At 71.9% G+C, this 26,247-nt stretch carries 25 protein-coding genes; 10 read left to right on the top strand and 15 right to left on the bottom strand.

The annotated features are described in order from the left end of the window. The 7 genes from ACPT94_RS21880 to ACPT94_RS21910 all read right to left on the bottom strand — a co-directional run bounded on the left by ACPT94_RS21880 (window position 1) and on the right by ACPT94_RS21910 (window position 8,332). Window positions 1–315, bottom strand: a complete 315-nt coding sequence (locus ACPT94_RS21880) for a hypothetical protein (protein WP_360339965.1) — start codon at window positions 313–315, stop codon at window positions 1–3. Then, window positions 312–875 carry a SigE family RNA polymerase sigma factor gene (locus ACPT94_RS21885; RefSeq protein ID WP_360340236.1) on the bottom strand — a complete coding sequence of 188 codons (564 nt, stop codon included), beginning with the start codon at window positions 873–875 and terminating at the stop codon, window positions 312–314. The genes ACPT94_RS21880 and ACPT94_RS21885 overlap by 4 nt, the downstream gene beginning before the upstream one ends. 14 nt (window positions 876–889) lie before the next feature. Further along, window positions 890–2,446: a sodium:solute symporter family protein gene (locus ACPT94_RS21890; RefSeq protein WP_360339962.1), complete on the bottom strand. Its 1,557-nt coding sequence runs from the start codon at window positions 2,444–2,446 to the stop codon at window positions 890–892. A 472-nt stretch (window positions 2,447–2,918) separates the two neighbouring features. Continuing rightward, window positions 2,919–3,710, bottom strand: coding sequence for an SURF1 family cytochrome oxidase biogenesis protein (locus tag ACPT94_RS21895; protein ID WP_360339959.1), 792 nt, complete (start codon window positions 3,708–3,710; stop codon window positions 2,919–2,921). A gap of 48 nt (window positions 3,711–3,758) precedes the next feature. Then, window positions 3,759–3,992: a hypothetical protein gene (locus ACPT94_RS21900; RefSeq protein WP_188291435.1), complete on the bottom strand. Its 234-nt coding sequence runs from the start codon at window positions 3,990–3,992 to the stop codon at window positions 3,759–3,761. Between the two features lie 80 nt (window positions 3,993–4,072). Continuing rightward, on the bottom strand, window positions 4,073–5,062 hold the full coding sequence (locus tag ACPT94_RS21905; protein ID WP_360339956.1) for a DEDDh family exonuclease: 990 nt from the start codon (window positions 5,060–5,062) through the stop codon (window positions 4,073–4,075). Between the two features lie 186 nt (window positions 5,063–5,248). Beyond that, window positions 5,249–8,332 carry an MXAN_6230/SCO0854 family RING domain-containing protein gene (locus tag ACPT94_RS21910; RefSeq protein ID WP_425246596.1) on the bottom strand — a complete coding sequence of 1,028 codons (3,084 nt, stop codon included), beginning with the start codon at window positions 8,330–8,332 and terminating at the stop codon, window positions 5,249–5,251. A 371-nt stretch (window positions 8,333–8,703) separates the two neighbouring features. Between ACPT94_RS21910 and ACPT94_RS21915 the strand changes: the two genes are divergently transcribed. Together ACPT94_RS21915 and ACPT94_RS21920 are read left to right on the top strand one after the other, a co-directional pair. Then, window positions 8,704–9,588, top strand: a complete 885-nt coding sequence (locus ACPT94_RS21915; RefSeq protein ID WP_425246597.1) for a sterol desaturase family protein — start codon at window positions 8,704–8,706, stop codon at window positions 9,586–9,588. Continuing rightward, the gene (locus ACPT94_RS21920) at window positions 9,585–10,268 is read left to right on the top strand and encodes a lysoplasmalogenase (protein WP_425246598.1); all 684 of its coding nucleotides are present in this window, start codon (window positions 9,585–9,587) and stop codon (window positions 10,266–10,268) included. The genes ACPT94_RS21915 and ACPT94_RS21920 overlap by 4 nt, the downstream gene beginning before the upstream one ends. Window positions 10,269–10,284: 16 nt before the next feature. On the opposite strand, the gene ACPT94_RS21925 is transcribed toward ACPT94_RS21920, so the two are convergent. After that, complete coding sequence (locus ACPT94_RS21925) at window positions 10,285–11,658, bottom strand: CoA transferase (RefSeq protein WP_360339944.1); 1,374 nt, start codon at window positions 11,656–11,658, stop codon at window positions 10,285–10,287. A 145-nt stretch (window positions 11,659–11,803) separates the two neighbouring features. After that, window positions 11,804–13,336, bottom strand: a complete 1,533-nt coding sequence (locus tag ACPT94_RS21930; protein ID WP_425246599.1) for a S8 family peptidase — start codon at window positions 13,334–13,336, stop codon at window positions 11,804–11,806. A 298-nt stretch (window positions 13,337–13,634) separates the two neighbouring features. On the opposite strand from ACPT94_RS21930, the gene ACPT94_RS21935 reads away from it, so the two are divergent. From ACPT94_RS21935 to moaA, 3 genes are all read left to right on the top strand, one after another. Continuing rightward, window positions 13,635–13,991, top strand: a complete 357-nt coding sequence (locus ACPT94_RS21935; protein ID WP_360339938.1) for a DUF485 domain-containing protein — start codon at window positions 13,635–13,637, stop codon at window positions 13,989–13,991. Next, complete coding sequence (locus tag ACPT94_RS21940) at window positions 13,988–15,613, top strand: solute symporter family protein (protein WP_360339935.1); 1,626 nt, start codon at window positions 13,988–13,990, stop codon at window positions 15,611–15,613. The genes ACPT94_RS21935 and ACPT94_RS21940 overlap by 4 nt, the downstream gene beginning before the upstream one ends. A gap of 160 nt (window positions 15,614–15,773) precedes the next feature. Next, window positions 15,774–16,763, top strand: coding sequence for a GTP 3',8-cyclase MoaA (gene moaA / locus ACPT94_RS21945; protein WP_425246600.1), 990 nt, complete (start codon window positions 15,774–15,776; stop codon window positions 16,761–16,763). Window positions 16,764–16,765: 2 nt separating this feature from the next. Here the strand turns inward: moaA and ACPT94_RS21950 are convergent, their stop codons facing one another. Both ACPT94_RS21950 and ACPT94_RS21955 read right to left on the bottom strand, forming a co-directional pair. Next, a complete protein-coding gene (locus ACPT94_RS21950; protein WP_360339929.1) occupies window positions 16,766–16,993 on the bottom strand; it encodes a hypothetical protein in 228 nt (75 codons plus the stop codon). 215 nt (window positions 16,994–17,208) lie between these two features. Further along, complete coding sequence (locus ACPT94_RS21955; RefSeq protein WP_425246609.1) at window positions 17,209–17,646, bottom strand: DUF3099 domain-containing protein; 438 nt, start codon at window positions 17,644–17,646, stop codon at window positions 17,209–17,211. 202 nt (window positions 17,647–17,848) lie between these two features. On the opposite strand from ACPT94_RS21955, the gene ACPT94_RS21960 reads away from it, so the two are divergent. Further along, entirely contained in the window at window positions 17,849–18,127 is a 279-nt protein-coding gene (locus tag ACPT94_RS21960) for a GlsB/YeaQ/YmgE family stress response membrane protein (protein WP_425246601.1), read from the top strand. Between the two features lie 232 nt (window positions 18,128–18,359). On the opposite strand, the gene tyrS is transcribed toward ACPT94_RS21960, so the two are convergent. The 3 genes from tyrS to ACPT94_RS21975 all read right to left on the bottom strand — a co-directional run bounded on the left by tyrS (window position 18,360) and on the right by ACPT94_RS21975 (window position 22,634). Next, window positions 18,360–19,628 (bottom strand): tyrosine--tRNA ligase, encoded by a 1,269-nt coding sequence (gene tyrS, locus ACPT94_RS21965; RefSeq protein ID WP_360339923.1) that lies wholly within the window; start codon window positions 19,626–19,628, stop codon window positions 18,360–18,362. Between the two features lie 91 nt (window positions 19,629–19,719). Further along, entirely contained in the window at window positions 19,720–21,114 is a 1,395-nt protein-coding gene (locus ACPT94_RS21970; RefSeq protein ID WP_425246602.1) for a metallopeptidase TldD-related protein, read from the bottom strand. After that, complete coding sequence (locus ACPT94_RS21975; RefSeq protein WP_425246603.1) at window positions 21,111–22,634, bottom strand: TldD/PmbA family protein; 1,524 nt, start codon at window positions 22,632–22,634, stop codon at window positions 21,111–21,113. The genes ACPT94_RS21970 and ACPT94_RS21975 overlap by 4 nt, the downstream gene beginning before the upstream one ends. 334 nt (window positions 22,635–22,968) lie before the next feature. Here ACPT94_RS21975 and fabG point away from each other — a divergent pair, with 334 nt between their 5' ends. The 3 genes from fabG to ACPT94_RS21990 all read left to right on the top strand — a co-directional run bounded on the left by fabG (window position 22,969) and on the right by ACPT94_RS21990 (window position 24,957). Beyond that, entirely contained in the window at window positions 22,969–23,673 is a 705-nt protein-coding gene (gene fabG, locus ACPT94_RS21980) for a 3-oxoacyl-[acyl-carrier-protein] reductase (RefSeq protein ID WP_360339914.1), read from the top strand. A 5-nt stretch (window positions 23,674–23,678) separates the two neighbouring features. Beyond that, window positions 23,679–24,446, top strand: coding sequence for an enoyl-ACP reductase FabI (gene fabI, locus ACPT94_RS21985; RefSeq protein WP_360339911.1), 768 nt, complete (start codon window positions 23,679–23,681; stop codon window positions 24,444–24,446). A 160-nt stretch (window positions 24,447–24,606) separates the two neighbouring features. Then, the gene (locus tag ACPT94_RS21990) at window positions 24,607–24,957 is read left to right on the top strand and encodes a hypothetical protein (protein WP_360339908.1); all 351 of its coding nucleotides are present in this window, start codon (window positions 24,607–24,609) and stop codon (window positions 24,955–24,957) included. On the opposite strand, the gene ACPT94_RS21995 is transcribed toward ACPT94_RS21990, so the two are convergent. Next, window positions 24,938–25,627 carry a FadR/GntR family transcriptional regulator gene (locus ACPT94_RS21995; RefSeq protein ID WP_360339905.1) on the bottom strand — a complete coding sequence of 230 codons (690 nt, stop codon included), beginning with the start codon at window positions 25,625–25,627 and terminating at the stop codon, window positions 24,938–24,940. The genes ACPT94_RS21990 and ACPT94_RS21995 overlap by 20 nt on opposite strands. Window positions 25,628–25,697: 70 nt before the next feature. On the opposite strand from ACPT94_RS21995, the gene ACPT94_RS22000 reads away from it, so the two are divergent. Then, the coding region (locus ACPT94_RS22000; RefSeq protein WP_425246604.1) for an MFS transporter at window positions 25,698–26,247 on the top strand (550 nt) is incomplete at its 3' end.

A 26,247-nucleotide genomic window follows, 5' to 3' on the forward strand; every position in this document is an offset into this window, starting at 1 on the left:
TCAGGGCTGCGGCCGGGGGAGTGACGCGTGGCTCACGGCGTCGCCGGTGCCGGAGAAGATCACGCCGGGGTCCGAGGGGGCCTGGTTGAGCACCCACAGCCCGATCAGCGTCGCCAGGGTGAAGACGACGGCGATCAGTACGGCCAGCACCAGCCGTCGCCGCCGTTCCCGGCGCAGCCATTCGCCGCGCGCCGTGCGATAGGCGTCGGGGGCCGCCCGCACGCCTCCGGCCAGCGCCTCCAGGGCCTCGCGCAGCTCCCGCTCCGTGCGGTCCGCACCGGTGTCACGCGACGGAGTCGCATCTCGATGCGTCATCGCCGGGCCTCCATCGCCTGGGTCAGGGCGGCCAGGCCGCGTGAGGTGTGGGTTTTGACGGAACCGCAGGAGATGCCCATCGCGGCGGCGATCTCGCCCTCCTTCAGCCCCAGCCAGTGTCGCAGCACCAGCGCCTCGCGCTGCCGCGCCGGCAACTGCTGGAGGGCGTCGATCAGCACCCGCTGGTCGTCACGGAGCAGCGCGGTGCTCTCGGCGGAGGCGACGGTCTCGTCCGGGAGTTCCGGCGGATTCTCCACGTGCTTGCGGGCGACCTGGAGGTGGCGTATCCGCATCCGGGTCAGATTGCAGACGGTGGAGCGCAGATACGCCTCCGCCGCCTCGACGTCCCGCAGCCGCCGCCACTTGCGGTAGATCTGGTAGTACGCCTCGGCCACCACGTTCTCCGGGTCGTCGGCGCCGAGCAGCACGGCGAGCCGCAGCATCGAGGAGTAGTGCAGCTCGAAGAGCCGGGCGACACCGGCCTCGCGTTCCAGCTCGGCCGGGTCGGTCACCACGGGAGCGAGAGCCTGCTGCTCGACGAACGGCTCGGGCACGGGAATCGGGTGTCTGCGTCTCACGGGTTGTTCGCTCCCGTCTCGGGGCGTCGCCTGACGGTCAGGCGGGACGGCAGGTCGGTCGCGTCGGCGCCACGCGGGACGCCGAAGGGTTCGAGGGCGGCGGTGCCGGTGACCGTGACGGCCAGATTGAGCAGCAGGGCCGCGAGCCCGGCGTAGACCGCCGGTGCTCCGGAACCCAGGGGCACGATGGACGAGAACCCCTCGCGCACCACCAGGAGGGTTCCGGCGACCATGCCCGTGGCCCACCCCGCCAGCAGCGCCCTCGGGTGCAGTCGCGCGGTGAACAGCCCGACGGCCACGGCCGGGAAGATCTGCAGGATCCACACCCCGCCCAGCAGCTGGAGATTGACGGCGTCCTGGTCGCGCAGCCCGAACACGAACGCCACCGCGCCCACCTTCGCGGTGAGCGACACGGCCTTCGCGATGCGCACCTGCCGCTTGGGCGTGGCCGTCGGATGGACGTACTCGACGTACACGTTGCGGACGAAGCTCGTCGCCGCGGCGATCGACATCACGGCCGCCGGGACCAGCGCGCCCAGGGTGATCGCGGCGAACACCAGCCCGGCCAGCGGCGCCGGCATCAGCCGGTCGACCAGCATGGGCACGGCGGCCTCGGCACCGCCCCTGGGGGCCTCCACACCGGTCGCGAGGGCGGCGATGCCGAGGAAGCCGAACAGGGCGAGCAGGCCCGTCCACGCGGGCAGTGCCACGGAGACCTTGCGCAGCGTCCGCGGCCCGTCCGCGGCGAACCCGGCGGTGAGCACGTGCGGGTACATCAGCAGGGCCAGCGCCGAGCCGAGGGCCAGCGTGGCGTACGCGGGCTGCTGGTCGGGGGAGAGCAGCAGCGGGGAGTGGGCGAGGTCCGTTCCGCCGAGGCGCCGGGCCGCGCCCTCGAAGACCGGACCGGGCCCGCCGAGCCGCTGAAGGACCAGCCAGCACACGGCGGTGAGCGAGACGAACACCGCCACCGCCTTCAGCGCGGAGATCACCGTGGGCGCGCGCAGCCCGTGCCGGTACGTGGCCACCGCGAGCCCCGCGAACAGCGCGACCATCACCAGGTCCCCGGCCGGACCGCGCGGAGAGACCCCGCCCGCGGTCAGCACCGCCTGTATACCGAGCAGTTGCAGCGCCAGATACGGCATGGTGGCGAGGATCCCGGTCAGCGCGACCACCAGGGCCAGCGGCGGCGACCCGTACCGTCCGCGCACGAAGTCGGCGGCCGTGACGTAGCCGTGCCGGCGGGCCACGCTCCACAGACGGCTCAGCAGGACGAAGGCGAGCGGCCAGACGATCACCGTGTACGGCACCGCGAAGAACGCGGGCGCGCCGTTGCCGTACGCCAGCCCCGGCACGGCGGTGAAGGTGTACGCGGTGAAGATCGTGCCGCCGAGCAGCAGCCACGTCCACACCGGGCCCAGGCTGCGGTCGGCGAGCGCCCAGCCCTCGAGGGACGGCAGCCGGTCGCTGGGGCGCAGGCGCCGTGCCGTGACGGCGAGCAGCGACGCCGCGCCGATCACGGCGAGGAACGTCGCGGTCATGGCGCCGTTGGCCATGGGTCACCGTCCTTGGTGTGCCTGTGCCCTCAACGCATTGGTTGCGCGGGCGACCGATTCGGTTGACGGAAAACCGGCGGGAAATCCCCGGAAACGGGAAACGCGCTGTCATCCGGTTCCGGCGGGGTGGGCAACTCTTGCACAGACCGACAGCGGACGGGAGCCCACGGGCGTTGTCACCGCTGGTGGGCGCGCTCTGCCGGGCGGCTGGAGCACTGTGGCGCGCGGCGGGCTCTCCGGAGCGGCAGGAACACTGTGGCGCGCGGCGGGCTCTCCGGAGCGGCTGGAGCACTGTCGTGCGCGGCGCGCTCTCCGGCCTCCACCCCCTGGTCTCCTCCGGGACCACCCCGCAGGGACCGCCCGTCGGCCGCGGCGTCCGGTGGGTGCTCGCCCGTGCTCTGAAGTGACGCGGGGCGTGCGAGTGGCGCCCGGCCGGGGCCCCTCCCGCTGCGCGGTGTGCGTCCGGAGCCCGCTACACCGTCGCCGGCTCCGCCTGCTCCGTCTCCTCCCGCGCCTTCTCCGTGCGGTCGCGCAGCTCACGCCGGACCAGGATCACCCAGCCGACGGGCACGCCGGCGGAGAACAGCCACCACTGGATGGCGTACGCGTAGTTCAGCGCGGCGTTCTCGTCGCCGGGCTTACCGAGCAGCTCAGGGGTGTCGCCCTTGGGCTCGGGAGCGCTCTGTGCGATGTACCCGCCGAGGACCTGGGCGCCGAGGCGCCGTGCCTCCTGCTCGCTGTTGATCAGCATGATCTGCCGGTCCGGCAGGCCCTTGAGGTCCTTGATGCCGCTCGCCTCGGTCGTCTCGTCGGGCATCAGCCGCCCGGTGACGGTGATCCGGCCGCCGGGCGGTGCGGGGATCTTGGGGAACGCGGTCTGGCTCGGACCGTCGGCGGGGATCCAGCCGCGGTTGACGAGCAGCACCTTGCCGTCCGTCAGGACGAAGGGGGTGAGGACGTGGAAGCCGACCTCCTCGTCGGCGTTGACGCGCCGCCGGACGACGACTTCCCGCTCGGTGTCGAAGTGACCCTCGGCGGTCACCGTGCGATACCGCTCGTCGGTGGTGACGGTGTGTCCCGGCGAGGTCAGCTTCTCCGCGGGCACCGGCTTCGCGGTGAGCGCGTCGGAGACCAGCTGGTTCCGGGCGGAGCGCTCCTCGTAGCGGTGCATCTGCCAGATGCCCAGCCTGATCATCGTGGGGATGAGGAGGAGGGCGACCAGCGTGATGATCACCCACTGCCGGGACAACAGGAAGCGGTACACCCCACGACCGTACATCTCGGACCGTGGGGTGCTTCCGGCAGGGTGCGCTCAGACGCGGTCGACGATGCCCACCTTCCCCTCCGCCCGCGCGCAGTGGGCGCCGCAGTACCAGTGGCCCTCGACCTCGACGCCCTGGCCGATGATCTGCACACGACAGTGCTCGCAGATGGGGGCCATACGGTGGATCGCGCAGGAGAAGCAGTCGAAGACGTGGACCGCGCCCTGGGCGTGCACCTCGAAGGTCATTCCGTAGTTGTTGCCGCACACTTCACATGTCGCCATGCGCCACAGGGTGAGCGGTCGCCGGGGCGCGGGCGAGCGGGCGACGGGCGAGTCGCGTGCCAATCACCCGTACGTACGGGTCACCCGTCGGCGGGCTCCACATCGCGCAGCAACTGCCCGAACGCCGCCTCGTCGACCACCGGCGTCCCGAACTGCCGGGCCTTGACCACCTTCGACGTGCCCGCATCGGGGTCGTTCGTGACCAGCAGGCTGGTCAGCCGCGACAGACTCGTCGCCACATGCAGCCCCGCCTCGGCCGCACGGTCCTCCAGCAGTTCGCGGTCGACCGACGTGTCACCCGAGAAGGCCACCCGCATGCCCTGCTTGAGCCTTTTGCCCTCTTCGTACCGACCTGGGTTGGGATAGGGGCACGCGGGCCTTTTGCGGGACGGGCGCCAGCTGCTCGGCCGGTAGCCACCGGGGCCGCCTGCCTGCTGCCCGATGCGGGGCACGGGCCGGTCCTGCCACTCCGTCAGCGGCCGGCACTCCTGCAGCGGCAGCCGCACACCGCCCGCCGCCGCGGCCCGCAGGCTCGGCCGGAACGCCTCCGCCAGCACGCGCGCGTCGTCCAGCGCGTGGTGCGCGCGCCGCTGGACGACACCGAAGTGGGTCGCCAGCGACTCCAGCTTGTGGTTGGGCAGCGGCAGCGCCAGCTCCTTGGCGAGCGCGATCGTGCACAGCCGCTGCTTCACCGGGGCCTCGCGCTCCGCGCGCGCGTACTCCCGCGCGATCATCTGCCAGTCGAAGACCGCGTTGTGCGCGACCAGCACCCGGCCCGCGAGCCGGGCCGCGAACTCCTCGGCCACCTCGGGGAAGAGGGGCGCGCCCTCCAACGCCTCGCTGGTCAGACCGTGGATCCACACCGGGCCCGGGTCGCGCTCCGGATTGACCAGCGTGTACCAGTGGTCCTCGACCTCACCGCGCGCGTCCAGCCGGTAGACGGCGGCGGAGACGATCCGGTCGTCGCGGGCCAGGCCGGTGGTCTCCACGTCAACGACCGCGTATCCCTGGGGATACGCGGCCGGCCACTCCGTGGGGGAGGACACTGTGGTCGTGCGGTCTTCGAGCATGGTCCCTGAGGATACGGGCCGCCACTGACACCCCGTGCACAAGTCCCGGTACGGCACCGGGCGCGGCCACACGCGCGTGCGGGACGAAGGCGGACGGAACGCGCTCCGGACGCACGGGAGTTCGGCCGGGACGCCCGACCGGTGGGCCGGCAGTCGAGGCGCACGGGGCGCCCGGCCGGGATGCCGTCAGCCCAGCGCGGCCACCAGGTCCCCGGCCGCCAGCGGCCTCAGACCGCAGCCGTCGACCGGGCCGGGCAGCAGCCGGTACACCTCCCCGGTCGCGCGCTCCGGCGCCACGCCCCCGTGCACCAGCGCGAGCAACACGTGCTTCTTGGCGGCGGCTTCGGCGGCGAGCTCGTCGACGGAGCCGCCGCCCGGCACGCCGTCCGGCCGCTCCCGCCGCTCGGGCGCCTCCAGCGCACGCACGCGTGCCGCGAACGCCGTGTCGGTCTCGCCGTCCCGCCGGAGGTAGTGCCACAGCTCGTCTCGGTCGCCCGGCAGCGGCGCGCGCCGTACCACCGCGACCTCGTCCGCGCGCGCGGCGGCATGCCACACCGTCAGGTCCCACAGCGTCGTCCGGCCGGAGGCGAAGTACTGGTACAGGTCACGGCCGGCGCGGCCCAGGTCGGCGGCGTGCCGGTACACGTTGTGGTAGCCCTCGGCGGCCGACAGGTGCAGGTCCGTCCACAGGAACGTGCGGTCGCGCAGGTCGACCAGGAGCGGGACGTGGACGCGGGAATCGCCGACCAGGTCGTAGCGCTGGCGCACGGTACGCGGGTCGTACGACGCGTCGCGGGCCTCCTCGGCGGCCGAGGGGAGGGTCATGAAGCCCGCGAAGGCGTCCAGGAGCCGTTCGAAGGGGATGTCGTTGAAGCTGAAGACGACGGGCAGCGCGTACCGCACGCCGCGGCTGCCGAGCGAGGTGAGGTCCAGGTCGACGTACTCGGTGGCACCGTCCGGCGCGGGGGCCGACGTCAGGTCGCCGGAGTGCACCGCCCACCGCTCGCCGTACACCAGGTTGGTGTAGTCGCACAGGCCGGCGAACTCCCAGTTCTCGTCGTACAGCGCCACCGACAGGTCGAGGTCGACACGGGTCTTCGCGGGCTCCGTCCAGTGCAGGAACAGCCGCATGACCTCGCCGTCGGGCAGCGGCTGCGTGCTGCCGCGCGGCACGGAGACCAGGGCCTTGGTGTCGGCGCGCTCGGTGGCCGGCACGGCGAGACCGGTGAGCGCCGAGTCCAGCACGGCCAGGTCGACACGCGGGGCGGCGGACAGCCGGCGCACCGCCTCGGCCTCCAGCAGCGCGCACACCTCGCCGGTCACGGCGGGCGACAGCGGGGCGCGGGTGTCGTCGAGGGTGTACGCGTGCGTGACCCGGCCACGTGGGAAGAACACCCGCCGCTCGGTGGGCAGGTGACGGATCCTCAGCCGCCCGAGCGCGGCCAGCAGCGGCGCCGGACCCGCCTGTGGCAGGGCCCGCCGCAGCACGTCCGCGAAGTCCTCCGGCAGGGCGTCGAGTTCGCGCAGCCGCAGCAGGTGGTCGAGGCGGCGCAGCAGCTCCCCGGGCCGCCGGGCCAGCAACGCGAGGGCGCCCGCGGTGTCCTTCTCGCCCAGCGCCTGCTCGACGCGTGCACTGAAGGTGACGGCACGGAGCCGGGCGCCGTCGACACGGACGGCGTCGGGATACGCGGCGGCGGTGCGAAGCAGGACTTCGCCAAGGGTGGTGCCAGGCGTGTTCACGGGCTGGGAGAGGGGCTCGCCGCCCCCGTCGCCCGGGACACCGGTGCCGTGCGGCGGCGTCCCGTCGGCCTCGGCGTTCGAGGTGGCGGTGCCGTGGGTGTTCGCGGGGTGGGGGAGGGGCTCGGTGAGCGCGGCGCCCGGGATGCCGGTGGCGTGCGGCGGCGTCCCGTCGGCCCGGGCGGCCGAGGCAGCGGTGCCGTGGGTGTTCGCGGGGTGGGGGAGGGGCTCGCCGGCCCCGTCGCCCGGGACACCGGTGGCGTGCGGCGGCGTCCCGTCGGCCCGGGCGGCCGAGGCAGCGGTGCCGTGGGTGTTCGCGGGGTGGGGGAGGGGCTCGGTGAGCGCGGCGCCCGGGATGCCGGTGGCGTGCGGCGGCGTCCCGTCGGCCCGGGCGGCCGAGGTGGCGGTGTCGCGCGGCCGGGTGTCACCCGGGGTGCCCGCGGGCCCCGGCGCCCCCGCCCCCGACACGTCCGTCCCCCGCAGCACGGCGAACGCCATCGCGGCCTTCGGATGGCGGGCGTGCTGCTCGTACGGGTGGAGAATCTCCGCGGCCCGCTTCCACAGGACCGGATGCCGCAGCACGTCCTCCACCAGCGAGGGCGCCGACAGTCCGTCGAGCAGGCCGAGCAGCCGGCGGCGCAGCCCGCGCGGCACCGACCGCAGCCGCGGCGGCTCGATCAGATCGGCCTCGCCCCCCGACCACACGCACAGCAGCCGCAACACGTCGGTCGCGGTCGTCAGATGCCGGTCGAGCAACTCCAGGGCGTCCGCGCGCCGTTCGCGCACACGCAGCATCCGCCCCAGCACCAGCGCCTTGGTCTCCCGCACCGGAATCTCCTCCGGGAACCACTCGACCCCCGCCGGCGCGTGCGCCAGCAGCACCGCCAGGTCCTCCCGGTCCCGCGGCGGCAGCGGCGTACGACGGGCCAGCAGCGTCCGCAGCGCCGTCACGGCGTCGGCGCGCGCGTCCAACCCGAGCGCGAGCACCCTCAGCGGGCCGACGGACACCTCGCGCGCGTGCCGCGGCGGAGCCGGCTTCAAGAAGGGGTCGGCGGGGTCGATACGGCGATGACAGATCGGGCAGCCCGAGTAGTCCGCGCCGTCCCAGCACTCCCGGCACACCAGATGCGCGCACGGCGACACCGGGTGCACGCCGCCGACCGTGCCGCACAGCACGCACGGCTGCTTCGGCCACTGCAGCAGCAGCGTGAAGACCCGGTCGATCCACAGCTGGAAGGTGTCGTCCGGCACGGAGGCCGGGAAGCTGCGGAACAGCGGCATGTGCGTACGGTCGGCGCCCAGTTCGGCGTCGATGTGCGCGATCATCTGCCGCCCCGCGTCGGCCAGCCCGGCGGGCCCCAGCCACGCCAGCGCCGCCCGCAACTGCGCGTTCGGTGCGAATCCCCGTTCCAGCAGCTCGGCTTCGAGCGCGACGAGCCCCTCGTCCGTCGACGGGTCACCCGGCCGCGGCCCGGCCTGGTCGACGTAGACGGTACGGAGACGGCGGAGCAGCACGGACGCGAGTACGGACAAGCGGAATCCCCCGGAACGCGTGGAAGGTACCCGGACTCGTCGTGCGAGTCGGGGCGAGAGGTCGGTCTGAAACGGGGGCGGAGAGTGGGCGCGCTACGGATTCGTCGGAAGAAGAGAAGGAAGCACGCGGCGGAGCCGCCCCCGTTGGGGTGACTTTAGGCCGGGCGGAGAAAGGGGCGCCACTGATTTGTCGGGGGAAGGCGCGCCACTGACGCATGCGGTGCGCTCACGTGCGCGGGCGCGGTGCCGCTCACGTGCGCGGGCGAGGCCTCCGCTTGGCGGAGATCGCCAAGAAGCAAGCGCGTACCCCCGGTAATACTTGTGGGTAACAACGTCTAGCCGCGGCCCACCAGCGGTTCTACGGTGCCCCCATGCCGAACCTGCCCGATGTCGTGCTGTGGTCGATACCCGCCTTCGTGCTGCTCACCGTGGTCGAGATGATCAGCGTCCGTCTCCATCCCGACGAGGACGCGGCCGGCTACGAGGCCAAGGACGCGGCCACGAGCATCGGCATGGGGCTCGGGAGCCTGGTCTTCGACCTGCTCTGGAAGATCCCGATCGTCGCGATCTACACCGCGCTCCACGAACTGACCCCGCTGCGCGTCCCCGTCCTGTGGTGGACGATCCCGCTGATGCTGCTCGCGCAGGACTTCTTCTACTACTGGTCCCACCGAGGCCACCACGTCGTCCGCATCCTGTGGGCCTGCCACGTCGTCCACCACTCCAGCGAGAAGTTCAACCTCACCACCGCGCTGCGCCAGCCCTGGACGTCCTTGACCGTCTGGCCGTTCTACGTCCCGCTGGTCGCCGCCGGCGTGCACCCGGCCGCCCTCGCCTTCTGCTCCTCGGCGAACCTCGTCTACCAGTTCTGGATCCACACCGAGCGCATCGACAGGATGCCCCGCTGGTTCGAGTTCGTCTTCAACACGCCCTCCCACCACCGCGTCCACCACGCCTCCCAGGGCGGCTACCTGGACCGCAACTTCGGCGGCATCCTCATCGTCTGGGACCGGCTCTTCGGATCCTTCGTGCCGGAGGTCGAACGGCCTGTCTACGGGCTGACGAAGAACATCAACACGTACAACCCCGTGAAGGTGGCCACCCATGAGTACGTCGCCATCGCCAAGGACCTGAAGACGGCGCGCAGTTGGCGCGAGCGGGCCGGGCGTGTGTTCCGCGGACCGGGCTGGCAGCCGACGCCCGTCACCGCCCCCGCCGGCACGTCCACGCCGGTCGAGGAGACCACGGCAGCGTGACCCGTCCCCGCCGCCCCCGCCTGCCCGGCCTCCTCCTCGTCGCCCTCGCCGTCGCCACCGCCGTCGACCTGCTGAGCCTCGTGGCCGGCTTCACCCCCGGCCACCTGGCGGCCAAGCCCCTCCTGATGCCGCTCCTGGCCGCCTGGGCCGCAGTACGGGGCGCACCCCGGCCGCTCGTCGCCGCCCTCCTGTGCGGCTGGGGCGGCGACGTCCTGCTCCTGTCCGACGCCGACCCCGCCTTCCTCGCCGGCATGGCCTCCTTCGCCGTCGGCCACGTCTGCTACCTCGCCCTCTTCCACCGCAACGGCCCACCCCGCGCGCGTGCCGCCCTCCTCGCCCCGGGCTACGCCGCCGCTCTGATCGCCACCGTCGCCCTCCTGTGGCCGGATCTCCCGGCGGACCTCCGCATCCCCGTCGCCTGCTACAGCACCCTCCTCACGGCCATGGCGTACACCGCCGCCACCCGCCTCGGCCTCGTCGCGGGTCTCGGCGGCGCGCTGTTCCTCCTCTCCGACACCCTCATCGCGACCGGCGTCGCCGACTGGCCGCGGCCCCCGCGCCCCGACTTCTGGATCATGCTCACGTACGTCGCCGCGCAGTTCCTGCTGGCCCGGGGCGCCCTCGACACCCGGCCGGCGCCGGTGACGTCGTACGGGGCGATGCGTTCGACCGCCCCCTGAGCCCACCGGCAACGGCTCAGCCCGCCCACCGCGCCGGATCCGCCCCCCACGGCCCCGGCGGCCGTGCCCAGTCGGCCGGGCCGCCGTCGAAGGACACCGGCGGCAGCGCGTACCGCAGTCGGCCGATGCCGCCGACGGCCTCGGTGAGCCATGCCCGCGGGCTGTCGTAGGCGGCGCCGGCCGCCCCCACGTCCGGCCGGACCCCGCCCGTCAGCCACGCCGCCGTCCGCGCCAGTGCCACCCGCACCACCCGGCCGTGGCCCTCGGACGACTGCTCGGTGAGGGCCCGCAGGATCGCCGCCGCCAGGAGGTACCCCGTGCCGTGGTCGAGGGCCTGGGCGGGCAGGGCGCCGGGTCGTTCGGCCGTTCCCTCGATCGCCGCGATGCCGGTCGCGACCTGGACGAGGCTGTCGAAGCCGCGCCGCCCGCCCCACGGGCCGTACGCACCCCACGCCGACAACTGCGCGACGACCAGCCCGGGCCGGCGTTCGGCCAGCGCCTCCGGGGAGAGGCCGAACCGGTCCAGGGCGCCCGGCCGGTAGCCGGTGACGACGACGTCCGCCTCGGCGAGCAACTCCTCGAACGTCCGCCGGTCGGTGGCGAGGTCCAGGGTCGCCGACCGTTTCCCGAAGCCCGTGTCGGCGTGCTGGTCGGGGAGTTCGGGGAGGTGGGGGTCGTCGACGCGCAGGACGTCCGCGCCCAGCAGGGCCAGGGTGCGGGTGGCGATCGGGCCGGCGATGACCCGCGTCAGGTCCAGGACGCGCAGTCCGGCGGCGGGCAGCAGGGGAGTGCCGTCGAGCGGCGGCAGCACGCGCGCGCGTGCCGTGTCCGGACGCCCGCGTTCCACGAGCGGCCGCCGGGCGATCTCCGCCGCCTGCTCGTGCGCCGCCCACTCCTCGGGCGTGCGCAGCGCGACCGCCAGGCCTCCCGCCGCGTACACCGCCTCCTCCACCTCGAGGGCGGACCGCTCCCCGAGTGCCGCCTCGACGGCCGCGGGGTCCTCCTCCGCCAGACCCAGCGCCCGGAGCAACCGCTCCCGGTGGTGCGGATAGTTGGCGTGCGTGCGCACCCACCCGTCGGCCGTCCGCCAGAACCGCGACAGCGGCGCGAAGGTGACGGGCGCCCGCCCGTCGATCAGCAGATGGCGCTCACTCACGAACGCCGTGGCCACCGCCCCGTCGTCCACCCGCACCCGGGGCACCTCCGCGAGCCCGGCCCGCCGCGCCCCCAACTCGGCCCCGGCCAGCGCGCACACCCCGACGCAGGCCCGCGCCAACTCCCGTACCGGAAGCCGTGCCGTCAGAGCACCCTCCCGCACGACGGTCGACACGCGCGCGAGGAGCGCGGGATCGCCGCCCAGCTCCGACCAGGCGAACTCGATGTCAGTCATGACGGCACTATGCACGATCCGATCGGGCCAACTCGTGAGATCACGAACGACCTTTGAGGACCGGACCGGCGCTGCGGGCCGGAGCGACGCGTGAGGGCCGGGCGGAATCCCCGCCCGGCCCTCACCGACTCGACTTCTGGCTCGGCTACTTCACCGCACGCAACGCGTTCACGACACCGAAGCCGAAGAACCCGTTGAGCCGCTTGCCGCCCACGCACGTGGCGTCCACCACGCCGTCACCGTTGCCGTCGTACGGCTCGGCCGGGCAACCCGGGTTGTCCGCCTGCGCCTTGAGCAGCGCCTGCAGCATCGCCGGGGACGCGTACGGGTACTTCGACTTCAGCAGCGCGGCCACACCGGCGACGTGCGGGGACGCCATCGAGGTGCCCTGCAGGTAGCCGTACGCGTTGTTCGGCATCGTCGACAGGATGCGGCCGTTGGCCGACGGCGTGTCCGGGATCTGGTAGCGGTCGCCGCCCGGAGCGGCGACGTCGGTGACGCCGTAGCCGTAGCTGGAGTAGTACGACTTGGCGCCCTTGACGCCCGTCGCGCTCACCGTGACGACGCCCGGCAGCTGGGTCGGCACGTCGAGGCAGGTGTGCGGGTCGACCGTCCGGGTCACCGGCGTGGAGTCGTCGGGGCTGCTGGTGTCGACGATCGAGTCGGCGTCCAGGTCGTGGTTGGAGTTGCCCGCCGAGGCGATGTTCAGCGTGCCCTTCTTCTGGGCGTACAGCTGCGCCCGGTTGACCGCGTCGACGATCGCCTTCTGGTCGGGGTCGTCCTTGCAGTTGTACAGCCACGGGTCGACGTAGTAGCTGTTGTTCGTGATCTCGACGCCGTGGTCGGCGGCGAACACGAAGGCGCAGACGACGTTCTCCGGGTAGAAGAGGCCGTCCTTGGGGTCGCTCACCTTGATGCCGGCGACCTTCACGCCGGGCGCGACACCGGCCACACCGATGCCGTTGCGGGCCGCCGCGATCTCACCGGCGACATGCGTGCCGTGGTAGTCCTCCGTGGGGTTGTACGGGCGCCAGGCGCCCTCGCTGGTGTCCGGGACGCCGCCGACGCAGTTGGCCGACTGGGACGCGGAGAAGTTCGGGGCGAGGTCCGGGTGGGTGTCGTCGACGCCGGTGTCGATCACGGCGACCGTCACCTTCTTGCTGCCCGGGTTGATCTCGGCGGCCTTGTCGGCGCCGATGGCGCGCAGGTCCCACTGGTCGGCCTCGAGCGGCTCGCTCTCACCGGCCGCGGCCGACGCGCTCGCCGTCTTCGCGGCCTGCGCCTTCGACAGCAGCTGCACCGCGCCCTCGTCGGTGGTCCCCGCGGGGCTCAGCGGCGCGGTACGGGTCGCACCCGCCGACTGCACCCCGCGCACCGCGCGTATCGTCGGGCCGAAGTCGGGGTTCGCCGAGTGCACGACGAGCACACCGATCTTCTCGTACGCCACGGTGACGGTGCCGCCGGCCGCGGCGATCGCCTTCTTCACCGACGCGATCGTGCGGTGGTCCACCTTCGTGTTGACGACGTACGCCAGGGTGCCCGCGTCCGCCGCCTGGGAGGCGGGGGCCGTAACAGGGGCCGCGGAGGCCGCCGTCGGCAGGAAGCCGAGGGAGGCGGTCAGCGACAGCACGACGGGCACCGCGAGGGCGAGGCGGCGTCTGGAAGGCAGATGAGCCATGGGGTCTCCACATCATCCGGAAACGGGACCGGCCCGGAACGCGGGTCGCGCCTGGGCAGGTACATGACGGGGTGGTGCAGGCCCGAAGCTATCTTCCTGACTCGCCGGCCAGCAATGACCTACGGCGATGACTTCCGAAGCAACCGGTCATGACCGCCGAAAAGGAACCCGGCGAACGACTTTCGAAAGAACCCGATCGAGTTGAACCGGCCATCGCGCGCCGCCGTGACCTTGTGCAGGGAGCCCGAGGACGATCGAGCCCCTTGCACACCCGCCATCCGCAACGCGAGGAGACTCCGTGGCCACCGAGACACCGCCCCCCTCGAAAACCCAAGCCCAACTCCCCTCCACCGAGGAGTTCGTCGCGGTGCAGGAGAGCGCGGAGTTCGGTGAACTGCGCCGCTCCTACCGCAACTTCGCCTTTCCGCTGACCGTGGCCTTCATCGCCTGGTACCTGCTGTACGTCCTGCTGTCGAACTACGCGGGCGACTTCATGGGCACCAAGCTGTTCGGCAACATCAACGTCGCGTTCGTCCTCGGCGTCGCCCAGTTCGTCACCACGTTCCTCATCGCCTGGTGGTACGCGCGGCACGCCGCCGCGAAGCTCGACCCCAAGGCGGACGCCATCAAGTCCCGGATGGAGGGCGGCGCATGAGCCCCGCACAGCACACCTTCCTGGCCGCCAACGAGGCCAGCGAACACCGGCCGCTGATCATCACCCTGTTCGCGCTGTTCGTCGTCGCGACCCTCGTCATCACCATCTGGGCGGGCCGCCAGACCAAGGACGCCGCCGACTTCTACGCCGGCGGCCGCCAGTTCAGCGCCTTCCAGAACGGCCTCGCGGTCTCCGGCGACTACATGTCGGCCGCGTCCTTCCTCGGCATCGCCGGCGCCATCGCCCTCTTCGGCTACGACGGCTTCCTCTACTCCATCGGCTTCCTGGTCGCCTGGCTGGTGGCGCTGCTCCTGGTGGCCGAGCCGCTGCGGAACTCCGGCCGCTACACCATGGGCGACGTCCTGGCGTACCGCATGCGCCAGCGCCCGGTCCGCACCGCGGCCGGCACCTCCACCATCGTCGTCTCGATCTTCTACCTGCTGGCCCAGATGGCGGGCGCCGGCGTCCTCGTCTCCCTGCTGCTCGGCATCACCTCCGACGCCGGCAAGATCCTGATCGTCGCGCTCGTCGGCCTCCTGATGATCGTGTACGTCTCCATCGGCGGCATGAAGGGCACCACTTGGGTCCAGATGGTCAAGGCCGTGCTGCTCATCGGCGGCACCATCCTGATCACCTTCCTGGTGCTGCTGAAGTTCAACTTCAACATCTCCGACCTGCTCGGCAAGGCCGCCGACAACAGCGGCAAGGGCGCCGCCTTCCTGGAGCCCGGCCTCCAGTACGGCGCCACCGGCACCTCCAAGCTGGACTTCATCTCCCTGGGCATCGCCCTGGTGCTCGGCACCGCCGGCCTGCCGCACATCCTGATCCGCTTCTACACGGTCCCCAACGCCAAGGCCGCCCGGAAGTCGGTGAACTGGGCGATCGGCATCATCGGCGGCTTCTACCTGATGACCATCGCGCTCGGCTTCGGCGCCGCCGCCCTGATCTCCCAGGACGAGATCATCGCGTCCAACCCGTCCGGCAACACGGCGGCCCCGCTGCTCGCCCTCCACCTGGGCGGCGTCGACTCGGCCTGGGGCGCGATCCTGCTCGCCACGATCTCGGCGGTGGCCTTCGCGACGATCCTCGCCGTCGTCGCCGGCCTCACCCTCGCCTCCTCGTCGTCCTTCGCCCACGACATCTACGCCAACGTCATCCGCAAGGGGAAGGCCACCGGCGCGGAGGAGGTCCGCGCGGCCCGCTGGGCGACCGTCTTCATCGGCATCGTCTCCATCGGCCTCGGCGCCCTCGCCCGCGACCTCAACGTGGCCGGCCTGGTCGCGCTGGCCTTCGCGGTCGCCGCCTCCGCCAACCTGCCGACCATCCTCTACAGCCTCTTCTGGAAGCGGTTCACCACCCAGGGCGCCCTGTGGTCGATCTACGGCGGCCTGATCGTCGCCGTCGGCCTCGTGCTGTTCTCGCCCGTGGTCTCCGGCGACCCCAAGGCGATGTTCCCCGACGCCGACTTCGCCTGGTTCCCGCTGAAGAACCCCGGCATCATCTCCATCCCGTTCGGCTTCCTGATGGGCTTCCTCGGCACCGTCCTGTCGAAGGAGGAGCCGGACACCGGCAAGTACGCGGAGCTGGAGGTCCGGTCCCTGACCGGCACCGGCGCCCACTGAGCGACACCCCTCGAGCGGCCGCGTCGTAGGCCACCTGTACGTCCCTACGACGCGGCCGCGTCCTGCCTCGTGGGATCCGGCCTGTGGCGATGTCAGTGCCGTCACGTAGGCTCGCAGAGGACGGAACACATGCGATCCGCTGACGAGGGAGGGGGCCCACGTGCTCATCGACACCTACGGCCGAGTGGCCACCGACCTGAGGGTCTCGCTGACCGACCGCTGCAACCTGCGCTGCACGTACTGCATGCCCGAGGAGGGCCTGCAGTGGCTGGCCAAGCCCGACCTCCTCACGGACGACGAGATCGTCCGCCTGATCGACATCGCGGTCACCTCCCTCGGCATCGAAGAGGTCCGCTTCACCGGCGGCGAGCCCCTGCTGCGTCCCGGCCTCGTCGGCATCGTCGAGCGGGTCGCCGCCCTCACCCCGCGCCCCCAGATGTCGCTGACCACCAACGGCATCGGCCTCAAGCGCACGGCGACGGCCCTGAAGGCCGCCGGCCTGGACCGGGTCAACGTCTCCCTCGACACGCTCCGCCCGGACGTCTTCAAGGCCCTGACCCGCCGCGACCGCCACAAGGACGTCCTCGAAGGCCTCCAGGCCGCCCGCGACGCGGACCTGACCCCGGTGAAGGTCAACACCGTCCTGATGCCGGGTCTCAACGACGACGAGGCCCCCGACCTCCTCGCCTGGGCCGTCGAGCACGACTACGAGCTGCGCTTCATCGAGCAGATGCCCCTGGACGCCCAGCACGGCTGGAAGCGCGAGGGCATGGTCACCGCCGGCGACATCCTGGCCTCCCTGCGCACCCGCTTCGACCTCGCCCCGGAGGGCGACGAGGCCCGTGGCTCAGCCCCGGCCGAGCGCTGGCTGGTCGACGGCGGCCCCCACCGCGTCGGCGTCATCGCCTCCGTCACCCGCCCGTTCTGCGCCGCCTGCGACCGCACCCGCCTCACCGCCGACGGCCAGATCCGCACCTGCCTGTTCGCCCGCGAGGAGACCGACCTGCGCGCGGCCCTGCGCTCCGGCGCCCCCGACGAGGAGATAGCCCGCATCTGGCGCCTGGCCATGTGGGGCAAGAAGGCGGGCGCGGGCCTGGACGATCCGTCGTTCGTCCAGCCGGACCGCCCGATGTCGGCGATCGGCGGCTGACGCTACGCGTCCTCCCGCTCTGCCCGTTCCTCCCACTCCTCGAGCGGGACGACGTCCTTCAGGAAACCCCGCACCCCGAGAAACTGCGACAAGTGCTCTCGGTGCTCCTCGCACGCGAGCCACGTCTTGCGCCGCTCCGGCGTGTGGATCTTCGGGTTGTTCCACGCCAGCACCCACACCGCGTCGACACGGCAGCCCTTGGCGGAACAGATGGGGATCTCGTCACTCACGGATTCGTCTCACAGTCACGCGCACTCGGAGCACGCACGAGGAACGTGCACAAAAAGGCGACGCCGAGCAGCCACGGGGGGAGCTGCCCGGCGTCGGTCTGTCGCTCCGACGGGGGATGCGGAGCGCGTACGAAGTATGTCACGGCGGACCGGCCCCAGGGCACCGGAACAACATGATTGATCTGAGCTTTTCCTGAGCTTGGCACACAGCCGCCTCATGGCCGCCGCTCAGCCTGATCGGCCTTCGCCTCCTGCCGGAGGGATTCCGCGACCCGCTCCTCTTGCCGGCCGGACCCCGCGTGTCGCTCCTCTTCGGGACCGGATTCCTCCGAACGGCCGTCCGCGGGTGGCGGGGCGATCACCGGCCGTGTCGGCGTGGCCAGGAAGGTCGAGGGAAGCCCCGGCGCGTTCTCCCGCCCGGCATTCGCGATCACCACCGCGATGTAGGGCAGGACCAGCCCGAGGACCAGTGCCACCACAGCCACATGGCGCTCCACGTTCCACAGGACCGCCGCGAGGATCACCGAGACCGTGCGGATCGACATCGAGATCACATACCGCCGTTGCCGGCCCCGCACATCGTCCTGGAGCCCCTGACGGGCTCCGGTGATCCGGAACACCTGGGCGTTGCCGCCGCCACCCTGCTTCCGCATCACGTTCCACCATCCGCCCACATCGAACTCTCCCCGGCCATCCACGGTACGCCGCGCCTGCGCCGCCTTCGAGACCGGGGCACCTCCCGTCAGGGCGGACACTGTGCGCCGTACCGCGTACGGCGCCACCCGACATGCGCCGTACGGCGCACGGACCGAGACTGAGGGCAGTGCTCATGTCGAGCCGTACGAGGAGGCAGCCATGGGCTGGTTTTGGGCGATCATCGTGGGATTCGTGCTGGGCCTGATCGCCAAGGCGGTCATCCCCGGCAAGCAGCACAGCCCCCTCTGGCTGACCACCATCTTCGGCATGCTCGGCGCGGTCGTCGGCAACGCGGTCGCCCGCGGCTTCGGCGTGGACGAGACGCCCGGCATCGACTGGAGCCGTCACATCTTCCAGCTGATCGCCGCGATCATCATCGTGGCCTTCGGCGACATGCTGTACATGGCGACGCTGGGCAAGCGGAAACAGCGGGTGTGAGCTTGCGGGACGCACACAGCCCCGCACCCCTTCGGGGGCACGGGGCTGTATCGATGTGCGGCTCCGCCGCGTGGCACGCTCAGCAGGCCGGGTTAAGTCCGCTGCGGTTCGGCAGCGCCCCGAAGGGGCGCGAGGCCGTGTCGATGTGCGGCTCCGCCGCGCGGGCGCGACCAGCCACGGCGGTGCCGCAAGACGACCGACTGCACATCGCGGCACTTCCCCAGCGGAGCGCTCACGCGCCGGTGACCTCCACCGCCGCGAGGTTCTTCTTGCCGCGCCGCAGCACCAGCCACCGCCCGTGCAGCAGATCCTCGCTCGCCGGGACGGCGTCCTCCGCGGTCACCTTGACGTTGTTCACGTAGGCGCCACCCTCCTTCACCGTCCGCCGCGCAGCGGACTTGCTGGCCACCAGGCCGACCTCGGCGAACAGGTCGACGACCGGACCCAGCTCGGCGACCTGGATGTGCGGCACCTCGGACAGGGCCGCCGCCAGCGTCCGGTCGTCGAGGTCCGCCAGCTCGCCCTGCCCGAAGAGGGCCTTGGACGCGGCGATCACGGCGGCCGTCTGGTCGGCGCCGTGCACCAGCGTCGTCAGCTCCTCGGCCAGCGCACGCTGCGCCGCCCGCGCCTGCGGCCGCTCCTCGGTCTGCTTCTCCAGCTCCTCCAGCTCCGCACGGGAGCGGAAGGACAGGATGCGCAGGTACGAGGAGATGTCCCGGTCGTCCACGTTCAGCCAGAACTGGTAGAACGCGTACGGCGTCGTCATCTCCGGGTCGAGCCAGACGGCGCCGCCCTCGGTCTTGCCGAACTTGGTGCCGTCCGCCTTGGTCATCAGCGGTGTCGCCAGCGCGTGCACGGACGCGTGCGGCTCCAGCTTGTGGATCAGGTCCAGGCCGGCCGTGAGGTTGCCCCACTGGTCGCTGCCGCCCTGCTGGAGCGTGCAGCCGTAGCGCCGGTAGAGCTGGAGGAAGTCCATGCCCTGGAGGATCTGGTAGCTGAACTCCGTGTAGCTGATGCCCTGGTCGGACTCCAGGCGCCGGGCCACGGAGTCCTTCGTCAGCATCTTGTTGACGCGGAAGTGCTTGCCGATGTCGCGCAGGAACTCGATCGCGGACAGACCGGCCGTCCAGTCGAGGTTGTTGACCATCACGGCCGCGTTCTCACCCTCGAAGGAGAGGAACGGCTCGATCTGGGAGCGCAGCTTGCCGACCCAGCCGGCGACCGTCTCCGGGGCGTTCAGCGTGCGCTCCGCCGTGGGGCGGGGGTCGCCGATCAGGCCCGTGGCCCCGCCGACCAGCGCCAGCGGCCGGTGACCGGCCTGCTGGAGCCGGCGCACGGTGAGCACCTGCACCAGATGCCCGACGTGCAGGGACGGGGCGGTCGGGTCGAACCCGCAATAGAACGTGACGGGACCGTCCGCGAGCGCCTTGCGCAAAGCGTCCTCGTCAGTGGACAGGGCGAACAGCCCCCGCCACTTCAGCTCGTCGACGATGTCCGTCACGGTCGTATGTCTCCTCGAACGGTGAAAACTGTGCCCCGCCAGTCTATGGGGGGCCGCTGACACTCGGATGCCGTGCCACCTGCCCCGGCACTCAGACGCCCTGGCTGACCGAGCTCATGTTGAAGTCGGGGACGCGCAGAGCGGGCATCGCAGCCCTAGTGAACCAGTCGCTCCACTCCCTCGGCAGCGTCTTTTCCGTGCGCCCGGCCTCGGTCGCCCGGCCCAGCAGGTCCACCGGGGACTCGTTGAACCGGAAGTTGTTGACCTCGCCGACGACCTCGCCGTTCTCGACGAGATAGACGCCGTCCCGGGTCAGGCCGGTCAGCAGCAGCGTCGCCGGGTCGACCTCGCGGATGTACCACAGGCAGGTCAGCAGCAGCCCGCGCGTGGTGCTCGCGACCATCTCCTCCAGGGAGCGGTCCTCGCCCCCGTCCAGGATCAGGTTGTCGATCCCCGGCGCCACCGGCAGGCCGGTCAGGTCCGCGCTGTGCCGGCTGGTCAGCAGGTTGCTCAGCTCGCCCTGGCTCACCCACTCGGTGGCCGCGAGCGGCAGCCCGTTGTCGAACACCGACTGGTCGCCGCCGGAGGAGTGCACGAGCACGAACGGGGCGGACTCCAGGCCCGGCTCGTTCGGATCGCTGCGCAGGGTCAGCGGCAGGTCGGCGAGCTTCTCCCCCATGCGCGTGCCGCCGCCCGGCTTGGAGAACACCGTGCGGCCCTCGGCCGCGTCCCGGCCCGACGACGACCACATCTGGTAGATCAGCAGGTCCGCGACGGCGGTCGGCGGCAGCAGCGTCTCGTACCGCCCGGCCGGCAGCTCGACGCGCCGCTGCGCCCAGCCGAGGCGTACGGCGAGCTCGGCGTCCAGCGCCGCCGGGTCGACGTCCTTGAAGTCCCGGGTCGACCGGCCCGCCCACGCCGAACGCGTACGGTCCGGCGACTTGGCGTTGAGCTCCAGCGTCCCGTTCGGCTGGTCGTGGCGCAGGCGCAGCCCCGTCGACGTCCCCATGTACGTCGACATCAGCTCGTGGTTGGCGAAGCCGTACAGCTCGCGTCCGCCCGCACGCGCGCGTGCGAAGGCCTCACCGAGCGCGGGGGCGAAGTCGGCGAACACGGCGGAGGAGGTCTCGGCGGGCGCGTCCGTGAAGTCGGGCGACGCCGGTACGCCGGTGACCAGCGGCCGCGCGTCCTCGGCGGGACCGGCGCCGCGCGCGGCGGCCTCGGCGGCCCGCACCAGCGGCTCCAGCTCGTCCGCGGTCACCGCGGCCCGCGAGACGACCCCGGAGGCGGTGCCCTCCTTGCCGTCGACCGTCGCGATCACGGTGAGCGTACGCGTGCGGGTGACGCCGTTCGTGGTGAGCGCGTTGCCCGCCCAGCGCAGGTTGGCGGTCGACTGCTCGTCGGCGATGACGACACAGCCGTCGGCCTGCGACAGCTCCAGCGCCTGCTCCACGACCTCGTGCGGCTTGTTCGTAGCGGCGCTCATCGGCCGGCCTCCTGCGTCGTGTTGAGGATGTTGACGCCCTTGAAGAGGGCCGACGGGCAGCCGTGCGAGACGGCCGCGACCTGCCCCGGCTGGGCCTTGCCGCAGTTGAAGGCGCCCCCGAGGACGTAGGTCTGCGGACCGCCGACGGCGGCCATGGAGCCCCAGAAGTCGGTCGTCGTCGCCTGGTAGGCCACGTCCCGCAGCTGCCCGGTGATCCGCCCGTTCTCGATCTTGAAGAAGCGCTGGCCCGTGAACTGGAAGTTGTACCGCTGCATGTCGATCGACCAGGACCGGTCCCCGACGACGTAGATCCCGCGGTCGACGCCGCCGATCAGATCCTCGGTCGACATCCCGGCCGGGTCCGGCCGCAGCGACACGTTGGCCATGCGCTGCACCGGGACATGCCCGGGGGAGTCGGCGAACGCGCACCCGTTGGAGCGCTCGAACCCGGTCAGCCGGGCGATGCGGCGGTCCAGCTGGTACCCGACGAGCGTGCCGTCCTTCACCAGGTCCCAGGACTGCGCCTCGACGCCCTCGTCGTCGTAGCCGACGGTCGCCAGGCCGTGCTCGGCGGTGCGGTCGCCGGTGACGTTCATCAGCTCCGAGCCGTACCTGAGCTTGCCCAGCTGGTCGAAGGTGGCGAAGGAGGTGCCGGCGTAGGCGGCCTCGTAGCCGAGGGCGCGGTCCAGCTCGGTGGCGTGGCCGATGGACTCGTGGATGGTCAGCCACAGGTTCGACGGGTCCACGACCAGGTCGTACAGCCCCGGGTCCACGCTCGGCGCCCGCATCTTCTCGGCGAGCAGCTCCGGGATCCGCTCCAGCTCGTCGTCCCAGTCCCAGCCGGTCCCGGTGAGGTACTCCCAGCCGCGCCCGACCGGCGGCGCGATCGTCCGCATCGAGTCGAACTCGCCGCTCGACTCGTCGACCGACACCGCCGTCAGCGACGGATGCAGCCGCACCCGCTGCTGCGTGGTCAGGGTCCCGGCCGTGTCGGCGTAGAACTTGTTCTCGTGGACGGTGAGCAGCGAGGCGTCCACGTGGTTGACCCCGGCGGCCGCCAGCAGCCGCGTGCTCCAGTCCGCGAGCAGCGCCGCCTTCTCCTCGTCCGGCACGGTGAACGGGTCAATCTCGTAGGACGAGACCCACGTCTTCTCGGCGTGCACCGGCTCGTCGGCCAGCTCCACCCGCTCGTCCGACCCGGCCGCCCTGATCACCTGCGCCGACAGCTTCGCCATCGCCACGGCCTGCGAGGCGACCTTCGCGGCCCCGTCCATGGTCAGATCCACCCCGGAGGCGAACCCCCAGGTCCCGCCGTGTACGACCCGCACCGCGTACCCGAGGTCGGTCGTGTCCGACGACCCGGCGGGCTTGGCGTCCCTCAACCGCCAGGACGCACTGCGCACCCGCTCGAACCGGAAGTCCGCGTGCTCCGCCCCCAGCGCACGCGCGCGGGCCAGCGCGGCGTCGGCGAGGGCGCGCAGAGGTAGTGCCGTGAAGCTTTCATCGATGGTATGAGGCACCTACGTCTCTCCTGTGGTCGTCGTCGCCTGTGTGGCTCCGATCATGTCGCGCCGGCCGGCTTCCGAACCACACCTTTCCCAGGGTGCTCGACAACTGTCGGAGCCAGGACGAACGCAGTCGGGTGGGGCACCCGAGGAAGGCCTGCCCGCGCACGCCCCCGGAATGGCGGACTGACCCGGCGCCCGACTGTAGAAACCCGACAGCAAGCCCCGTAAGCCACTGTCGGTGCCCGAATGTCCGCGCGCCGCGGCGGACCGATAGGTTTCGAAGGAAGCCGCCTGTCACCCCAGCGTCCGGGCGGTTGTGTCAGACCCCTATCGAAAGGGTGATCCGTTGAGCCGCTCGGTTCTCGTCACCGGAGGAAACCGGGGCATCGGCCTCGCCATCGCCCGCGCGTTCGCCGACGCCGGCGACAAGGTCGCGATCACATACCGCTCGGGGGAGCCGCCGGCCGGCTTCCTGGCCGTCAAGTGCGACATCACCGACGCCGAGCAGGTGGAGCAGGCCTACAAGGAGATCGAGGACGCGCACGGCCCCGTCGAGGTCCTGATCGCCAACGCCGGCATCACCAAGGACCAGCTCCTGATGCGCATGTCCGAGGAGGACTTCACCTCGGTCATCGACACCAACCTCACCGGCACCTTCCGGGTCGTCAAGCGCGCCAACCGCGGCATGCTGCGCGCCAAGAAGGGCCGCGTCGTGCTGATCTCCTCGGTCGTGGGCCTCTACGGCTCGCCCGGCCAGGCCAACTACGCCGCCTCCAAGGCCGCGCTGGTCGGCTTCGCGCGTTCCCTCGCCCGTGAGCTGGGCTCGCGCAACATCACCTTCAACGTCGTCGCGCCCGGCTTCGTCGACACCGACATGACCAAGGTGCTCACCGACGAGCAGCGGGCGGGCATCCTGGCGGGGGTGCCGCTCGGCCGTTACGCGCAGCCGGAGGAGATCGCCGCGACGGTGCGGTTCCTCGCCTCGGACGACGCCTCGTACATCACTGGAGCCGTCATCCCCGTTGACGGCGGACTGGGAATGGGTCACTGATCACCATGAGCGGAATTCTCGAGGGCAAGCGCATCCTGATCACGGGTGTGCTGACGGAGTCCTCCATCGCCTTCCACGCCGCCAAGCTGGCCCAGGAGCAGGGTGCCGAGATCATCCTGACCGCGTTCCCGCGGCCCACGCTGACCGAGCGCATCGCCAAGAAGCTGCCGAAGCCCACCAAGGTCATCGAGCTCGACGTCACCAACGACGAGCACCTCGGGCGGCTGGCCGACATCGTCGGCGAGGAGCTCGGCGGCCTCGACGGTGTCGTCCACTCCATCGGCTTCGCCCCGCAGGACGCCCTCGGCGGCAACTTCCTCAACACGCCGTTCGAGTCGGTCGCCACGGCCATGCACGTCTCGGCGTACTCCCTGAAGTCGCTGACCATGGCCTGCCTGCCGCTGATGCAGAACGGCGGTTCCGTCGTCGGCCTCACCTTCGACGCGCAGTTCGCCTGGCCGCAATACGACTGGATGGGCCCGGCCAAGGCCGCCCTGGAGGCCACCAGCCGCTACATGGCCCGCGACCTGGGCAAGCAGAACATCCGCTGCAACCTCGTCTCCGCCGGCCCCCTCGGCTCCATGGCCGCCAAGTCCATCCCGGGCTTCAGCGAGCTGGCCTCCGTGTGGGACACCCGCTCCCCGCTGGAGTGGGACCTGAAGGACCCCGAGCCGGCCGGCCGTGGCGTCGTCGCCCTGCTGAGCGACTGGTTCCCGAAGACCACGGGCGAGATCATCCACGTGGACGGCGGTCTGCACGCCATCGGTGCCTGATCCCCGGTACGTCGTCGGCGCCCCGTTTCCCGCAGCCGTGCGGGGAGCGGGGCGTCACCCGTTCGGCGTACTAGGCCGGGCGGGTGAGGGCCCCGACAAGGCACGCTGAAGTGCACGTTTCCCGCGCTTCCCTCCCCAGCACGGCCGAGGAGGTCCCCTTGTGCGCCTGTCTCGCAGCCTGGCCCCAGTGACTGTCGCCGTCTGTCTCGTCCTGTCCCTGCCGCACGACGCCCGGCCCCACGCGCGCGTGCAGGCACCGGACCTCACCGCCACGTCGGAGCCGTTCGGCGCGGAGTGCCGCACCAGCATCCGCGGCTCGCACGTGGTCGCCTACTGCCACAACCCCTACGCCGACACCGACCGCGTCCGCCTGCACATCGAGTGCGCCCGCTGGTGGGACCTCGACACCGACGGCGCCCCCGTCGACGTGGGACCCGCCGTGACCGTACGGCTGACCGGCCGGTGCTGGAAGGAGGTCGGCGCGGCCTGGGTCAGTCACCAGAGGGCGTGAACCGTCCGGGCCGGCACAGGAACGGATAGCTCGCCGCCTCCACGGCGGCCGCCTCCGTGTCCCCGGCACGGATCGCGTCCACCAGCGGGGTGTGGTCCATGTACGTCTCCGGCGTCAGCTCCTCGCCGACGTCCTCGCGGAGCCAGTCCCGGAGCACCTCGCCCAGGTCCGCGTACATCGCGGTCATGACGTCGTTGTGGGACGCGGCCACCACCGCCAGGTGGAAGGTCGCGTCCGCCACGACGAACGCCTCCTTGTCGCCCGACTCCCAGGCCTCCTCGCGGCGCACCAGCAGCGCGTCCAGCTGCTTGAGGTCCTTCTCGGTGCGCCGCTCGGCCGCCAGCCTCGCCGCGCCCGACTCCAGGGTGGAGCGCAGTTCGGCGATGTGCCGCGGGTCGGCGTCGGCGAAGCGGCGGTGCATCACGCCCGCCAGCTCGCTGGTCGCCACCACGTAGGTGCCCGAGCCCTGCCGGATGTCCAGCAGGCCGTTGTGCGCGAGGGCGCGGACGGCCTCACGGACCGTGTTGCGGGCGACGCCCAGCTGCTCGACCAGCTCGGGCTCCGTCGGGATACGCGAGCCCACCGGCCACTCGCCCGAGGTGATCTGGGTGCGCAGCGCGGCGATGACCTGCTCGGAGAGCGCCGAGCGACGGGGATGGCTCAGGGGCATGGCACACCTTCGCACGGGCCGGGTTGGGCAGAGGCACCCGGGGATGGACAACCAATCATCCTATGATTCTATGATGGTCGGCATGGCAAGCGAGGAAACCCGGACGACCACCTTCCCGACCACCTCCCCGACCCCGCATACCCCGATGGCGGACGAGCCCTCGCGAGCGGCCACGCGCGCGTGGACGAAACGGCTGCTCGTGGCCGGCATCGTGCTGTCCGCACTCAACCTCCGCCCCGCCATCACCAGCCTCGGCGCCCTGTTCGAAGAGGTCCGCGACGGCCTCGGCATGAGCGGCAGCGTGGCCGGCCTCCTCACCTCCGTGCCCACGCTCTGCTTCGCCGTCTTCGGCGTCACGGCGCCCCGCCTCGCCCGCCGCTTCGGAGCGGGCGCGGTGGTGTGCGCGGGCATGGCCGCCATCACCGCGGGCCTGCTCATACGGCCGTACACGGGCAGTACGGCCGGCTTCCTGGCCGCCAGCGCCCTCGCGCTCATGGGCATCGCCGTCAGCAACGTCCTGATGCCGGTCATCGTCAAGCGTTGGTTCCCCGACCAGGTCGGTTCCATGACCGGCCTGTACTCGATGGCCATGGCGCTCGGCACCTCGGCCGCCGCCGCGG

The sequence above is a fragment of the Streptomyces aurantiaciflavus genome (genome assembly GCF_049808595.1).
GTDB lineage: Bacteria > Actinomycetota > Actinomycetes > Streptomycetales > Streptomycetaceae > Streptomyces.

Bases quoted from the DNA above. Each gene is read 5' to 3' on its own strand.
- ACPT94_RS21905 (WP_360339956.1), bottom strand. From the start codon at position 5,062: ATGCTCGAAGACCGCACGACCACAGTGTCCTCCCCCACGGAGTGGCCG.
- ACPT94_RS21995 (WP_360339905.1), bottom strand. From the start codon at position 25,627: ATGCCCCTGAGCCATCCCCGTCGCTCGGCGCTCTCCGAGCAGGTCATC.
- ACPT94_RS21970 (WP_425246602.1), bottom strand. From the start codon at position 21,114: ATGAGCGCCGCTACGAACAAGCCGCACGAGGTCGTGGAGCAGGCGCTG.
- ACPT94_RS21880 (WP_360339965.1), bottom strand. From the start codon at position 315: ATGACGCATCGAGATGCGACTCCGTCGCGTGACACCGGTGCGGACCGC.
- ACPT94_RS21915 (WP_425246597.1), top strand. From the start codon at position 8,704: ATGCCGAACCTGCCCGATGTCGTGCTGTGGTCGATACCCGCCTTCGTG.
- ACPT94_RS21955 (WP_425246609.1), bottom strand. From the start codon at position 17,646: ATGCGGAAGCAGGGTGGCGGCGGCAACGCCCAGGTGTTCCGGATCACC.
- ACPT94_RS21925 (WP_360339944.1), bottom strand. From the start codon at position 11,658: ATGACTGACATCGAGTTCGCCTGGTCGGAGCTGGGCGGCGATCCCGCG.
- ACPT94_RS21890 (WP_360339962.1), bottom strand. From the start codon at position 2,446: ATGGCCAACGGCGCCATGACCGCGACGTTCCTCGCCGTGATCGGCGCG.
- ACPT94_RS21930 (WP_425246599.1), bottom strand. From the start codon at position 13,336: ATGGCTCATCTGCCTTCCAGACGCCGCCTCGCCCTCGCGGTGCCCGTC.
- fabI (WP_360339911.1), top strand. From the start codon at position 23,679: ATGAGCGGAATTCTCGAGGGCAAGCGCATCCTGATCACGGGTGTGCTG.
- ACPT94_RS21900 (WP_188291435.1), bottom strand. From the start codon at position 3,992: ATGGCGACATGTGAAGTGTGCGGCAACAACTACGGAATGACCTTCGAG.
- ACPT94_RS21940 (WP_360339935.1), top strand. From the start codon at position 13,988: ATGAGCCCCGCACAGCACACCTTCCTGGCCGCCAACGAGGCCAGCGAA.
- ACPT94_RS21960 (WP_425246601.1), top strand. From the start codon at position 17,849: ATGGGCTGGTTTTGGGCGATCATCGTGGGATTCGTGCTGGGCCTGATC.